General features: G+C 65.1%; 13 protein-coding genes and 4 tRNA genes. 12 read left to right on the forward strand and 5 right to left on the reverse strand.

From position 1 onward, the window contains the following. Positions 1-38 precede the first annotated feature (38 nt). The 3 genes from msrB (at position 39) to FFS62_RS06380 (ending at position 1508) form a co-directional block, all read left to right on the forward strand. Positions 39-431, forward strand: coding sequence for a peptide-methionine (R)-S-oxide reductase MsrB (msrB, locus tag FFS62_RS06370; RefSeq protein WP_137971942.1), 393 nt, complete (start codon positions 39-41; stop codon positions 429-431). Positions 432-558: 127 nt separating this feature from the next. Further along, positions 559-1044, forward strand: coding sequence for a glutathione peroxidase (locus FFS62_RS06375; protein WP_137971943.1), 486 nt, complete (start codon positions 559-561; stop codon positions 1042-1044). After that, positions 1041-1508: a MarR family winged helix-turn-helix transcriptional regulator gene (locus FFS62_RS06380; protein WP_137971944.1), complete on the forward strand. Its 468-nt coding sequence runs from the start codon at positions 1041-1043 to the stop codon at positions 1506-1508. The genes FFS62_RS06375 and FFS62_RS06380 overlap by 4 nt, the downstream gene beginning before the upstream one ends. Here the strand turns inward: FFS62_RS06380 and FFS62_RS06385 are convergent. Next, positions 1492-3810, reverse strand: a complete 2319-nt coding sequence (locus FFS62_RS06385) for a response regulator (RefSeq protein ID WP_137971945.1) — start codon at positions 3808-3810, stop codon at positions 1492-1494. The two genes, FFS62_RS06380 and FFS62_RS06385, sit on opposite strands and share 17 nt — an antisense overlap. Positions 3811-3901: 91 nt before the next feature. Here FFS62_RS06385 and FFS62_RS06390 point away from each other — a divergent pair, with 91 nt between their 5' ends. After that, entirely contained in the window at positions 3902-4792 is an 891-nt protein-coding gene (locus FFS62_RS06390; RefSeq protein ID WP_137971946.1) for an ATP-binding protein, read from the forward strand. Then, positions 4789-5271 (forward strand): GAF domain-containing protein, encoded by a 483-nt coding sequence (locus tag FFS62_RS06395; protein ID WP_137971947.1) that lies wholly within the window; start codon positions 4789-4791, stop codon positions 5269-5271. The genes FFS62_RS06390 and FFS62_RS06395 overlap by 4 nt, the downstream gene beginning before the upstream one ends. Positions 5272-5328: 57 nt before the next feature. Here FFS62_RS06395 and FFS62_RS06400 read toward each other — a convergent pair whose 3' ends face one another. Both FFS62_RS06400 and FFS62_RS06405 read right to left on the reverse strand, forming a co-directional pair. Further along, complete coding sequence (locus FFS62_RS06400; protein WP_137971948.1) at positions 5329-5991, reverse strand: glutathione S-transferase family protein; 663 nt, start codon at positions 5989-5991, stop codon at positions 5329-5331. Between the two features lie 22 nt (positions 5992-6013). Beyond that, the gene (locus FFS62_RS06405) at positions 6014-6778 is read right to left on the reverse strand and encodes a hypothetical protein (RefSeq protein WP_137971949.1); all 765 of its coding nucleotides are present in this window, start codon (positions 6776-6778) and stop codon (positions 6014-6016) included. 221 nt (positions 6779-6999) lie between these two features. Between FFS62_RS06405 and FFS62_RS06410 the strand changes: the two genes are divergently transcribed. From FFS62_RS06410 to FFS62_RS06425, 4 genes are all read left to right on the forward strand, one after another. Beyond that, positions 7000-7075 (forward strand) — tRNA-Glu (locus FFS62_RS06410). A gap of 2 nt (positions 7076-7077) precedes the next feature. Continuing rightward, a tRNA-Gly gene (locus FFS62_RS06415) sits at positions 7078-7153 on the forward strand. 103 nt (positions 7154-7256) lie between these two features. After that, positions 7257-7332, forward strand: a tRNA-Glu gene (locus FFS62_RS06420). A gap of 19 nt (positions 7333-7351) precedes the next feature. After that, positions 7352-7427, forward strand: a tRNA-Gly gene (locus FFS62_RS06425). Positions 7428-7535: 108 nt separating this feature from the next. On the opposite strand, the gene FFS62_RS06430 is transcribed toward FFS62_RS06425, so the two are convergent. Continuing rightward, positions 7536-7946: a PA2817 family protein gene (locus FFS62_RS06430; RefSeq protein ID WP_137971950.1), complete on the reverse strand. Its 411-nt coding sequence runs from the start codon at positions 7944-7946 to the stop codon at positions 7536-7538. Positions 7947-8018: 72 nt separating this feature from the next. Further along, complete coding sequence (locus FFS62_RS06435; protein WP_137971951.1) at positions 8019-10463, reverse strand: acyl-CoA dehydrogenase; 2445 nt, start codon at positions 10461-10463, stop codon at positions 8019-8021. Between the two features lie 115 nt (positions 10464-10578). Between FFS62_RS06435 and FFS62_RS06440 the strand changes: the two genes are divergently transcribed. The 3 genes from FFS62_RS06440 to FFS62_RS06450 all read left to right on the forward strand — a co-directional run bounded on the left by FFS62_RS06440 (position 10579) and on the right by FFS62_RS06450 (position 13083). Beyond that, positions 10579-11253 carry a transglutaminase family protein gene (locus tag FFS62_RS06440; RefSeq protein WP_137971952.1) on the forward strand — a complete coding sequence of 225 codons (675 nt, stop codon included), beginning with the start codon at positions 10579-10581 and terminating at the stop codon, positions 11251-11253. 121 nt (positions 11254-11374) lie between these two features. Beyond that, positions 11375-12307 (forward strand): ABC transporter ATP-binding protein, encoded by a 933-nt coding sequence (locus FFS62_RS06445; protein WP_137971953.1) that lies wholly within the window; start codon positions 11375-11377, stop codon positions 12305-12307. After that, positions 12304-13083 (forward strand): ABC transporter permease, encoded by a 780-nt coding sequence (locus tag FFS62_RS06450; protein ID WP_137971954.1) that lies wholly within the window; start codon positions 12304-12306, stop codon positions 13081-13083. The genes FFS62_RS06445 and FFS62_RS06450 overlap by 4 nt, the downstream gene beginning before the upstream one ends. The last annotated feature ends 98 nt before the right edge of the window (positions 13084-13181 follow it).

Genomic DNA, 13181 nt, shown 5'->3' on the forward strand with positions numbered 1-13181 from the left:
TACAGGTCGGGCTTTTTTCTGACCATGAGGTGTGCTCCATGGAAAAGATCGATAAACCCCTGGAAGCCTGGCGCGACGAGCTCTCCGACGCCCAGTTCCATGTCTGCCGTCTGGGTGGCACCGAGCGTGCCTTCACCGGCGAATATCACGACAGCAAGGTGCCCGGCATCTACCACTGCGCCTGCTGCGGCGAGGCGTTGTTCGACTCCGACGCCAAGTACGATTCCGGCAGCGGCTGGCCTAGCTACTTCCAGCCGGTGAGCGGCGAGGTGATCACCGAGAAGGAGGACTTCAGCCACGGCATGCACCGCATCGAGGTCAAGTGCGGCAAGTGCGACGCCCATCTGGGGCATGTCTTCCCGGACGGCCCGCGGCCTACCGGGCTGCGCTACTGCATCAACTCGGTATCGCTGAAGCTGGTGCCCAGGTAAGGCCAGGCTCCCCGACCAAAGCGAGGCCCGCCGACAAGCGGGCCTTATTTTGCTGCATATAAATTGTGTGCAATTTAATTGCTCGCTATATTCGCCTCACTTTCAATCCGCAACGGAGCCGCAGACCATGAGCGACAAGCTTTTCGATATCCCCGTCACCACCATCAAGGGCGAGCAGAAGACCCTCAAGGACTTCGGCGGCAAGGCCGTGCTGGTGGTCAATACCGCCAGCAAGTGCGGCTTCACCCCCCAGTACAAGGGCCTGGAAAGCGTCTGGCAGCAGTACAAGGACAAGGGGCTGGTGGTGCTGGGCTTCCCCTGCAACCAGTTCGGCAAGCAGGAGCCGGGTGACGAGGGCGCCATCAGCGAGTTCTGCGAGCTGAATTTCGGTGTCAGCTTCCCGCTGTTCAAGAAGATCGACGTCAACGGCAGCGATGCCCACCCGCTCTACGTGCAGCTGAAGAAGCGCGCGCCGGGCCTGCTCGGCAGCCAGGGCATCAAGTGGAACTTCACCAAGTTCCTGATCAGTGGCGACGGTAGCGAGGTGAAGCGCTTCGCCCCGACCACCAAGCCGGAAGAGCTGACCGCCGAGATCGAAGCGCTGCTGAAATGACCGTATCGCACGACCTCGAGGCGCAGCTGCTGCTGGACAACCAGCTGTGCTTCAAGCTCTACGCCGCCTCGCGGGCGGTGATCCGCGCCTACAAGCCGATGCTCGACGAGCTCGGCCTGACCTACCCGCAGTATCTGGCCATGCTGGTGCTGTGGGAATGGCAGGCGGCGCCGCCGGACCAGGCCACGGTCAAGGCCCTGGGCGAGCGGCTGATGCTCGACTCCGGCACCCTGACGCCGCTGCTCAAGCGTCTGGAGCAGCTCGGCCTGGTGCGGCGCAGCCGCTCCAGCGCCGACGAGCGCGAGCTGCGTCTGGCCCTGAGCGAGGCCGGGCTGGCGTTGCGCGAGCGGGTGCTGCCACTGAAGAGTCGGCTGCTCTGCGAGCACGGCGTCGATCTGGGCGAGCTGGAGGGTATGCGGCAGAGCCTGGGTCAGCTGCTGGCGCTGGTCACGGCTCGGTCGTGAGCGGCAGCCAGCTGTCCAGCAGGGCAGCCAGGTCTTCGCGGCGGAAGGGTTTGGCCAGGTAGTCGTTCATGCCGGCCGCCTGACAGCGCTCGCGCTCGTCCGGCAGGGCGTTGGCGGTCAGGGCAATGATCGGCAGGCTCGGCCAGCGACCGCTCTGGCGGATGCGCCGGGTCGCCTCGTAGCCGTCCATCACCGGCATGTTGCAGTCCATCAGCACCAGGTCCACCGGGTGCTTCTCCAGATAGGCGATGGCCTCGCCGCCGTGGGCGGTGACGGCCACCTCGCAACCCAGCTTGCTGAGCATGCCCTTGGCCACCATCTGGTTCACCTGATTGTCCTCGACCAGCAGCACGCGGGCCTGGTGCGGGCGGCTCGGCACCTTGGCGGCCGGCTCGACGCCTTGCGTCTGATGCGGCGCCAGCAGGCGTTGCAGGGCCTGATACAGCGCGGCGCGGGCCAGCGGGCGCGGCAGCTGCTCGAAGGGGATCAGCGCGCCAGCCTGCTCGCCGGAGATGAAGGTGCCGTAGGCCGAGACCAGCAGCAGCGGACTGGTGAGCTGCTCACGCAGGCGCGGCAGGTGCTTCGGGTCGTCGCAGATCAGCAGGTCGGCCTGCAGCTCGGCGCCGATGGCGCTTTCATCCAGGCGCCGATAACCCAGCCCCCAGGCCGGCAGCCAGCTGTCCAGCAGCTCCGCCAGGCCGCTGCCCGCCGCGCAGAAAGCCACGACCTGTCCCGGCAGCGCCGGCCACCGCGCGGCGGGCGCATGGGTCGGCAGCGGCAGGGTCGCGCTGAACTGGCTGCCGACGCCTTCCTGCGAGCTCAGGGTCAGCTGTCCATCCATGGCTTCGCACAGGCGCCGGGTCAGGGCCAGGCCCAGGCCGGTGCCGCCGAACTGGCGGGCGATGCCGGCGCCGGCCTGGGTGAAGGGCTGGAAGATGCGGGTCTGGGCATCTTCGGCGATGCCGATGCCGGTGTCGCTGACCAGGATGCGCACGCCGCCGGCACTGGGGGTGACGCGCAGGTCGACGCGGCCCTGGCGAGTGAACTTGAGGGCGTTGGACAATAGGTTGCTGACCACCTGGCGCACCCGCGTCGGATCGCCGAGCACCAGGGCCGGCAGCTGCGGGTCGATCAGGCAGGTCAGCTCCACGTGCGGGCCGGCGTTCTGCGACAGCAGGCTGGCGGTTTCCTCGACCAGGGCGCCGAGATCGAAGGGGATGCGCTCCAACTCCAGCTGCCCGGCCTCGAACTTGGACAGATCGAGAATGTCGTTGAGCAGGTCGACCAACACCTTGCCTGAGTCATGGGCGATCGACAGCTGTTGGCGCTGCTCGCTGTTGAGCGGGCCGTCCAGCGACAGTGCAAGCATGCCCAGCAGACCGTTGAGCGGGGTGCGGATCTCGTGGCTCATGTTGGCCAGGAAGGCGGCGCGGGCCTGGGCCATTTCCAGGGCGGTGCTGCGGGCCTGCTCCAGCTCGCGGTTGGACTGGGTCAGGCGGGCGTTGGTCGCCTTGAGTTCGGCGGTGCGCGCCGAGACGATGTTCTCCAGTTCGGCCAGGTACTGGGTCAGGCGGTCCTCGGCCTCGCGACGCTGGCTGATCTCCTGGTGCGTATTGGTCAGTTGCTGGTTGGTTACCGCCACCAGGGTGCCGATCTCGTCGCGCTCATGGCCGGGCGGGCAGGGCACGGGAGAGAAGTCGCGGCGTGGGTCGCGGTCACTGAGGGCACGGATCACGCCTACCAGCGGCTTGGTCAACATGGCGTAGAACAGCACCAGCAGGATCAGCGACAGCAGCAGGCTGCGGGCGAAGCCGGTGACCAGGGTGAGCAGGGCGCGGCGCAGGAAGTGGCTGCCGAAGGCGTAGGTGTCCACCTCTAGGCGCAGGATGCCGAGGGATTCTTCCGGGGCGTGGTTGACGAACAGCGGATCTTCGAAGTGGCGGCGCTCGCCGAACATGAAGTCGCTGAACACCCGGTAGCGGCTCTTTGCCGGTGGGCGATCCACCGAGGCCAGCACCAGGCCGCTGTTGTCGATGATCTCGGCGCGCATCACCGCCGGTGAGCGCAGCAGACCGAGCACCAGCTCCTGGGCCAGTTCGGCGTCGATGTTGTAGGAGATGCGCGCCGCCGGGTTGTGGCTGATTTCCAGCAGGGAGTGGATTTCCCGGTCGATGGAGGCGTCTTCGCTGGCATAATCCAGACCGACCTGGATCAGGCTCAGCAGGGTACCCAGGATGAAGGCTACCAGCACCGTCAATCTGGCCTGCTTGTACGACAGGCGATGGGTCAGGGAAATATCCATCGGTGCGGCAGCTGAGTCCTTGGTTTCTGGCCTTGCCAAGCATAGCCCATAGCGCCGGATGATCGGCAGTGGCGGATATGAGGAGTAAGTCGTGGATTCTCGCTTGAACAGCTTTCTGCAGCGCGCCGATGCCGTGCTGGAGCGCCTCGAACCCCTGTTGCCGGCGCCGCGGGTGGCGCTGGACTGGAACACCGTGATCGCCGCGCGCTGGCAGCGCGAGGGGCGCACCGGTTATCTGCAGCCGCTGCGGGTCAGCCTCGATCTGCAGCTGTCCGACCTAGTCGGGGTGGATGCGCAGTGCGCGCAGCTGGCGCGCAATACGCGCCAGTTCGTCTCCGGCCTGCCGGCCAACCATGCCTTGCTGTGGGGCGCTCGTGGCACCGGCAAGTCCTCGCTGGTGCGGGCACTGTTGGCCGAACACGCCGACACCGGCCTGCGCCTGATCGAGATCGAGCGCGATCACCTGGCCGACCTGCCCAGGGTGGTGGAGGCCCTGGCCGGGCTGGCGCAGCGCTTCGTGCTGTTCTGCGACGACCTGTCGTTCGAGTCCGGCGAGGGTGATTACCGGGTGCTCAAGAGCGTACTCGATGGCTCCCTGGAGCGCGCGCCGGACAACGTGTTGCTGTACGCCACCTCCAACCGCCGCCACCTGGTGCCGGAGAAGGAGAGCGACAACGAGCACTGGCAGATGGTCGACGGCGAGCTGCATCCCAACGAGGCGGTGGAGGACAAGATCGCGCTGTCCGATCGCTTCGGCCTGTGGATCTCCTTCTACCCCTTTACCCAGGATCATTTCCTCGCCGTGGTGCGCCACTGGATCGAGGTGTTGGCGGGCCAGACTGGCCTGCAGTGGCAGTGGAGCCACGAGCTGGAAATCCTCGCCATTCGCTGGGCTCTGGGGCGCGGCAATCGCAACGGCCGCTGCGCCTACCAGTTCGCCCGCAGCTGGGTTGGCCAGCAACTGCTGGAGGTGGCGCCATGATCGATCTGCAACAGGCCGGGCAGGGACGCGAAGGCTATGACCTGCTGGCGGCCCAGCTGGAATCATTGTTGGCCGACGAGCGTGACTTCATCGCCAACGCCGCGCAGTTCGCCGCCTTCCTGTTCCATGAGCTGGAAGGGTTGAACTGGGCCGGTTTCTACCTGAACAAGGGCGAGGAGCTGGTGCTGGGGCCGTTCCAGGGCAAGGTGGCCTGCGTGCGCATTCCCTTCGGCCGCGGCGTATGCGGCGCGGCGGCCAGTAGCCGGCAGACCCAGCGGGTCGAGGACGTGCATGCCTTCCCGGGGCACATCGCCTGCGACAGCGCCTCGAACAGCGAACTGGTGGTGCCGCTGGTCAAAAACGGTCGGCTGATCGGCGTGCTGGATCTGGACAGTCCGCGCCTGGCGCGCTTCGCCGTGGAGGATCAGCTCGGCATCGAGCGACTGGCGGCGATCTTCCTGCGTCTGAGCGAGTGCTGACCTTTCGCGCTCAGCAAAAAGCCCGGCACTGGCCGGGCTTTTTTGTGGACGGGTGAATCAGGCCTTGGCGGTCATCTTGGCGATCACCTTGCGTTCGCCGGGCAATATGCTCTGCACGGATTCGCGTGCCTGGATGCGCCGGTAGTGGGCGGCCAGGCGTGGCCAGCGCTGGTCATTCAGCGGTTCGCCACCGTGCTCCATGTTCTGCAGCTGGGTGTAGATGGCCAGGTCCGCCTGGGTCAGGCCGTCGCCGACGAAGTACTGGGCATCGCCCAGGGTCTGTTCCAGGTAGTCGAAATGCTTTGGCAGCTTGGCATGGAGGGTGCTCAGCACGGCGTCTTCGTCGCAGCTCTGGCCCAGCATGGGCTTGAGCAGGCGGTTACGGAACACGCTGAAGGTGCACAGCGTCGCCAGCTCGTAGTCGCCGTACTTCTCCAGCCAGCGCACCTTGGCCTTCTGTGCGGCGCCCTGGCCGAACAGGGCAGGGCGCTGCGGGTACTGTTCTTCCAGGTACTGGCAGATCACGCTGGAGTCGGCCAGGGTCAGGTCGCCGTCACGGAAGGCGGGAATGCGCCCCAGCGGGTTGAGCTCGCGATACCAGTCGGGCTGGCCGAACGGAGTGACGATCTCCAGCTGGTAGTCCAGGCCCTTCTCGATCAGGCACAGGCGCAATTTGCGCACGAACGGAGATAGCGGCGCGCCGTAGACGATCAGACTCATGGGATTCCTTGTAGGGGGCAGATCAGTCGTAGACGTTCTTCTTCTTCCACTCGTCTTCGCCGAGGGACTTGAGGCCTTCGGTCAGCTCGCTGGCTTCCTCGGCGGGCTTGGCCTTTTCCAGTACCACCGCATTGGCGCGGGCCAGCAGCTCTTCCAGTTGCTGCAGTTGGTTCTGGTAACGCGCCGGGTCGGACTGCTTGCGCAGGTACTGCACGCCACGCTCATAGGCCAGACGGGCCTGGCCGGGCTGGCCCTGTTGCATGGATTGCTGGCCGAGGTTGCTGAAGAACTCGAAGTGCAGTTGCACCAGCATGTGGCGGATCTCGCCGAGCCAGCGCTTGGCCTCGTTGGCCGGCAGCAGGTTTTCCTGGGCGGCGCGGGTGATCTGGCTGTGGAAGTTTTCCAGGAGGAAGCGGATGTCCTTGGCCTTGGCCTCGGTCAGTATCTGCTGTGGCGGGTTGCGCACCGGGATGGCTTCGCCCTTGGCCACCGCCTCGCGCAGCTCGGTGAGACGGTTCTTCAGATTGGCGTTCTGCTTGTCCAGCTGCAGCAGGCGCTCACCGAACTGCAGCTCGAAGCGGCTGAGCAGGAGTTTCAGCGCAGGGCTCATCAACTGGCCCGGCATGTTCTCGGAAACGTCACGGCTACGCCGTACCCGGTCATTGAGATCGGCCTTCAGGCGGGCTTTCTCCAGCTTGCTGTTCTCGACCATATGGTTGATGTAACCGATCAGGAACAGCACCACGATGCCGGCGACTACTAGCGCAGTGATGACGATTGGGGACACCTGGAAAACTCCCGTACGCTTCTTATTTACCCGAGTGTAGTGCGTTAGCCATCATGCTGATAGCACTGTATGAGTTTCTGAAGCGAAGTCTTTGATTTAGAAAAAGTTTTGATTGAGGGTTGACGCTCTGGCCAAGGCTCCATAGAATGCGCGCCACTTTCAGCGTGTTGGCGAAAGCCGATCCGAGGAAAGTTGGGATGCTGTTACAAGCTCCTGGCCACGTCCCCTTCGTCTAGTGGCCTAGGACACCGCCCTTTCACGGCGGTAACAGGGGTTCGAGTCCCCTAGGGGACGCCATTGCGGGAATAGCTCAGTTGGTAGAGCACGACCTTGCCAAGGTCGGGGTCGCGAGTTCGAGTCTCGTTTCCCGCTCCAGTTTACGAAGCGCCGCTCACCGAGCGGCGTTTTGATTAGAGTTACAAGGTCGGTGGTAACATCGGCTGGAAACACCGGGAAGCTGTTGTAAGCTCCGGGCCACGTCCCCTTCGTCTAGTGGCCTAGGACACCGCCCTTTCACGGCGGTAACAGGGGTTCGAGTCCCCTAGGGGACGCCATTTTTGTACCAAGTAGCACGCGGGAATAGCTCAGTTGGTAGAGCACGACCTTGCCAAGGTCGGGGTCGCGAGTTCGAGTCTCGTTTCCCGCTCCAAATTCACGAAACGCCACCCAATCGGGTGGCGTTTTCGTTTGCGCGCGATTCAGCCATGAAAAAAGGCCCGCCGGTGATGCCGTGCGGGCCTTTTCGTTTACTGGCGACTCAGTGCTTGGCGCTGTCGTCCGGCAGGGCCAGCAGCTGCTTCTCGCGGTTCCAGTCGAAGGGCTCGTCGTTCTCTTCAGCCTCGAAGCGGCGCTCGTCGAGGCGCTGGAACAGTTCGATCTCTTCATCCGGCATGAAATGCAGGCAGTCGCCGCCGAAGAACCACAGCAGATCGCGCGGTACCAGATGGGCGATCTGCGGGTAGCGGTGGAACACCTGGCTGATGATGTCCTGGCCCAGGTACTGGCTGCTCTCCGGATCTGCCGGCAGCTGCGCCAGCAGCTCGTCGAAGCGCTCGAGGAACAGCGCGTGGGTGTCGTCTTCCACCTGCTCGGCCTCGCCCAGGGCGACCAGGATGCCGCGCAGATGGGCGAGCAGGGCGAGGTGGTGGTCGAGGTAGGCAGTGGCCATGAGGGATGTCCTGTAAAACGAAAACGGGCGCGGAGTATAAGGCTCCGCGCCCGTGCTGTCCCGAGTGGGGGCTCAGCGGACCTTGCCGTCGCTCAGCTTGATGTCGTCCTTGGCGAAGTCGTCCACATCGATCACCTTGCGCCGCGCCGCTTCGGCCTGGCGCAGCTGTTCGGCCTCCTCGGCAGTCAGCTGCTGCTGGCGCAGGGCGGCCTCTATTTCATGCTCGCCGGGCTGCAGCTGCAGGCCAGCCTTGAGCGCCTTGTGCAGTTTCTGTCGGACCGCTGCGACGCCGTCGAGCAGATCGACCGCCTGCTGCAGGGCGGCGATTGGATCGTTGGCGCCCTGTGGCCGATAGCAGCCGTCGAGCAGGCTCTCCAGCGCCAGGTCGCCGCGAGGGCGGCCGAGAATGGCAGCGACCTCGGCGTCCAGCTCGTCGTCCGGGCCCTTGTGCCGGCGACCCAGCGGGAGCACCAGGACGCGCAGCAGGCAGCCGAACAGGCGGTTGGGGAAGTTGCCCAGCAGATCGTCCAGCGCTTGCTCGGCGAGGCCGAGGTTTTCCTCCAGCGCCCAGCGCAGCAGCGGTTGCAGCGGTTCGGGATTGCCCAGGTCGTGGTAGCGCTTGAGCGCGGCGCTGCCCAGATAGAGGTGGCTGAGCACGTCGCCCAAACGTGCGGACAGGCGTTCGCGGCGCTTCAGCTCGCCACCGAGCAGCATCATGCTGCTGTCGGCCAGCAAGGCGAAGGCCGCGGCCAGGCGGTTCAGCGCGCGGAAGTACGGGCGGCTTAGGTTGTCGCCGGGCACGTTGCCGAAGCGGCTCAGGGTCAGGCCATGCAGCAGGGCGCCGGCGGCGTTGCCGACGGCGAAGCCCACGTGCTTGAGCAGCAGATCGTCGAACTCCAGCAGGGCCTGCTCATGGTCTTCGCGGCCGGCCAGGGCCATTTCGTCCAGCACGAAGGGATGGCAGCGTATGGCGCCCTGGCCGAAGATCATCAGGTTGCGTGAGAGGATGTTGGCGCCCTCGACCGTGATCGACACCGGCACGCCCTGCCAGGCGCGGGCCAGGTAGTTGTTCGGGCCCATGATGATCGCCTTGCCGCCGTGCACGTCCATGGCGTGGCCGATGCATTCGCGGCCGCGTTCGGTCAGGTGGTACTTGAGGATGGCCGACAGCACCGAGGGCTTCTCGCCCAGGTCCACCGCGCTGGCGGTGAGGGTGCGCGCGGCATCCATCATCCATGCATTGCCGCCGATGCGCGCCAGCGCCTCCTGGATACCTTCGAAGGCCGCCAGCGGCACGCCGAACTGTTCGCGCACCCGGCAGTACTGGCCGCTGACCAGACTGGACATCTTCGCCGCGCCGGTGCCGCCGGCGGGCAGGGAGATGGAGCGGCCGACGGACAGGCAGTTCATCAGCATCATCCAGCCCTTGCCCAGGTATTCCTGGCCGCCGATCAGGCAGCTCAGCGGCACGAACACGTCCTTGCCGGAGTTGGGACCGTTCATGAAGGCCGCGCCGAGCGGCAGGTGGCGGCGGCCGATTTCCACGCCGGGGGTGTCGGTGGGAATCAGCGCCAGGCTGATGCCGAGGTCTTCCTGGTCACCCAGCAGGTGGTCCGGGTCATAGGCCTTGAAGGCCAGGCCGAGCAGGGTGGCGACCGGGCCCAGGGTGATGTAGCGCTTCTCCCAGGTCAGGCGCAGGCCGAGCACTTCCTCGCCGTTCCACTGGCCGCGGCAGACGATTCCGGTGTCCGGCATGGCGCCGGCGTCGGAGCCGACCAGCGGGCCGGTGAGGGCGAAGCAGGGGATTTCCTCGCCGCGGGCCAGGCGCGGCAGGTAGTGCTGGCGTTGCTCATCGGTGCCGTAGTGCAGCAACAGCTCGGCTGGGCCGAGGGAGTTGGGCACCATCACTGTGGAGGCGAGGTCGCCGGAGCGGGTCGACAGCTTCATCACCACCTGGGAGTGGGCATAGGCGGAGAAACCCTTGCCGCCGTATTCCTGAGGAATGATCAGGCCGAAGAAACCGTTGCTCTTGATGTGCTGCCAGGCCTTCTCGGGCAGGTCCAGCTGCTGGCCGATCTCCCAGTCGCTGACCATGGCGCACAGCTCTTCCACCGGGCCGTCGATAAAGGCGCGCTCTTCGTCGCTGAGCCTGGCGGCGGGGTAATCCAGCAGCACGTCCCAGTCCGGGCGGCCGCTGAACAGCTGGCCGTCCCACCACACGGTGCCGGCCTCGATGGCGTCGCGCTCGGTATCCGACATCGGCGGCAGCACCTTCTGGAACCAGCCGAACAGCGGGCCGGTGATCAGCTTGCGGCGCAGCTCCGGCAGTGCGAGGGGAATGGCCGCGCCGAGCCACAGCAGCCAGAGCAGCAGCTCCAGCCAGTCCGGTGCACCAGCAAACAGACCGAGCAGGATCAGGTAACCGGCCACGATGCCCAGGGCGGGCAGGGCGGCCATGCGGGAATAGGCCAGGTAGGCGACGCCGAACAGCAGAATCAGCAACCAGACAGCGAGCATGCGCAATCCTCCATGAGGCCGGCCGTGGCGGTAAGGCCGGCGAGCTTGGCCGGATCGTCGTGCACCCGGCGCGATAGGGCTGGATAGACTGGGGGCAACCCCCTGGAGAACCCTGATGCAGTCCAGCCTTCTACCCAGCCGCTTCGTGGATAGTGACCACCCCAGGGTAGTCGAGTTCGCCGAACGTTCGCGCGGCGCCAGCCGCGACCCGCGCGAGCAGGCCATGAGCCTGTACTACGCGGTGCGCGACCAGATCCGCTACAACCCCTACGTGTTCAGCCCGGATCCCGAGACGCTCAAGGCCAGCCACGCGCTGGCGGCGGGCGAGTCCTACTGCGTGCCCAAGGCCCTGTTGCTGGCGGCCTGCGCCAGGCACTGCGGGATACCGGCGCGCATCGGCCTGGCCGATGTGCGCAACCACCTGTCCACCCCACGCCTGATCGAGATGCTGCGCAGCGAAGTGTTCGCCATGCACGGCTACACCGAGCTGTTCCTCGAGGGCAAATGGGTCAAGGCCACGCCGGCGTTCAACCTGGCGCTGTGCCAGATGTTCAAGGTGGCGCCGCTGGAGTTCGATGGGTGCAGCGACAGCGTGTTCCATCCCTTCAATGCCGAGGGGGCGCGCTATATGGAATACCTGGCCGACCACGGCCAGTTCGACGACCTGCCGCTGGAGCTGTTCTTTAACCACCTGCGCCAGTGCTACCCGCATCTGTTCGAGGAAGGCTCGGCCTTCCTGCGTGGCGATCTGCAGGCGGAGGTCGCCGCCATAAAGGAATTCGATAGTTAACATCGAGGCGGCGGGGCTTTTTTCCTGCGCTCGGGGCGGGCAGGCTACCCTGCAATGAATGGTTGCAATTACCTCTCCCGAGCCTTATCTAAGCCTTCCCCTTGCTGAGTAGCTATCTCTTATGAGTTCCGCGCTGTCCATCCGGCAACTGACCAAGACCTACGCCAACGGCTTCCAGGCCCTCAAGGGCATCGACCTCGACGTCGCCGAAGGCGACTTCTTCGCCCTGCTCGGCCCCAACGGGGCGGGCAAGTCCACCACCATCGGCATCCTCTCCACCCTGGTGAACAAGAGCGGCGGCTCGGTGGAAGTGTTCGGCCACGACCTGGACCGCGATCCGTCCGGGCTCAAGCGCTGCCTCGGCGTGGTGCCGCAGGAATTCAACTTCAGTCAGTTCGAGAAGGTCTTCGACATAGTCGTGACCCAGGCCGGCTACTACGGCATCCCGCAGAAGGTGGCCAAGGAGCGCGCCGAGCAGTACCTGACCCAGCTCGGCCTGTGGGACAAGCACAACGAGGCCGCGCGCATGCTCTCCGGCGGCATGAAGCGCCGGCTGATGATTGCCCGCGCGCTGGTGCATGAGCCGCGCCTGCTGATTCTCGACGAGCCCACCGCCGGCGTGGACATCGAGCTGCGCCGCTCGATGTGGAGCTTCCTCACCGAGTTGAACCAGAAGGGCATCACCATCATCCTCACCACCCATTACCTGGAAGAGGCGGAGCAGCTGTGCCGCCACATCGGCATCATCGACCACGGCAGCATCGTCGAGAACACCAGCATGAAGGCGCTGCTCAAGACCCTGCACGTGGAGACCTTCCTGCTCGACCTCAAGGAGTCGCAACTGGTGCCGCCGCAGCTGCAGGGCTATCCGGCGACGCTGGTCGACCACCACACCCTGGAGGTGCAGGTGGAGAAGAGCCTGGGCATCACCGAGCTGTTCCGCCAGCTGGCGGCGCAGAACATCGAGGTGCTGAGCCTGCGCAACAAGAGCAACCGTCTCGAGGAGCTGTTCGTGTCCCTGGTCGAGAAGAATCTGGCGAAGGTGGCGAAATGAGCCCGGAACTCGCCTCCAACTGGATCGCCCTGCAGACCATCGTGCGCCGCGAAGTGCGGCGCTTCATGCGCATCTGGGCGCAGACCCTGCTGCCACCGGCCATCACCATGGCGCTGTACTTCGTCATCTTCGGCCGCCTGATCGGCAGCCAGGTCGGCGGCGTGGGCGACTACTCCTACATGGAATTCATCGTGCCCGGGCTGATCATGATGTCGGTGATCACCAACTCCTACAGCAATGTGGTATCCAGCTTCTTCAGCAGCAAGTTCCAGCGCAATGTCGAGGAACTGCTGGTGTCGCCGGTATCGCCGCACACCATCCTGATCGGCTACACCATCGGTGGCGCCCTGCGCGGCCTGGCCGTGGCCTTCATCGTCACCCTGCTATCGCTGTTCTTCACCCAGCTGCAGGTGCACCACCTGGGCGTGACGGTGCTGGTGATCCTGCTGACCGCCATCACCTTCTCCCTGGGCGGTTTCATCAATGCGGTGTACGCGCGTAACTTCGACGATATCTCGATCATCCCGACCTTCGTGCTGACACCGCTGACCTACCTGGGCGGGGTGTTCTACTCGATCAGCCTGCTGCCGGAGTTCTGGCAGCACGTGTCGCTGGTCAACCCGATCCTGCACATGGTCAACGCCTTCCGCTACGGCATCCTGGGCGTGTCGGACATCAATATCGGCATCGCCATCGGCATGATGCTGCTGGCCAGCACTGTGCTCTACATCGTCTGCATCCGCCTGCTGAAGAGCGGCCGCGGCATGCGTCAGTAGCTGGAAACATGGGGTCACAGCCTGGCACCATCTTTACCCGCTACTGACATTCCGACGACGGCACAATCGGTAGACTTTCCCGATAACTCCAAATCGAA

The organism is Pseudomonas sp. F(2018), from assembly GCF_005508865.1.
Lineage (GTDB): Bacteria > Pseudomonadota > Gammaproteobacteria > Pseudomonadales > Pseudomonadaceae > Aquipseudomonas.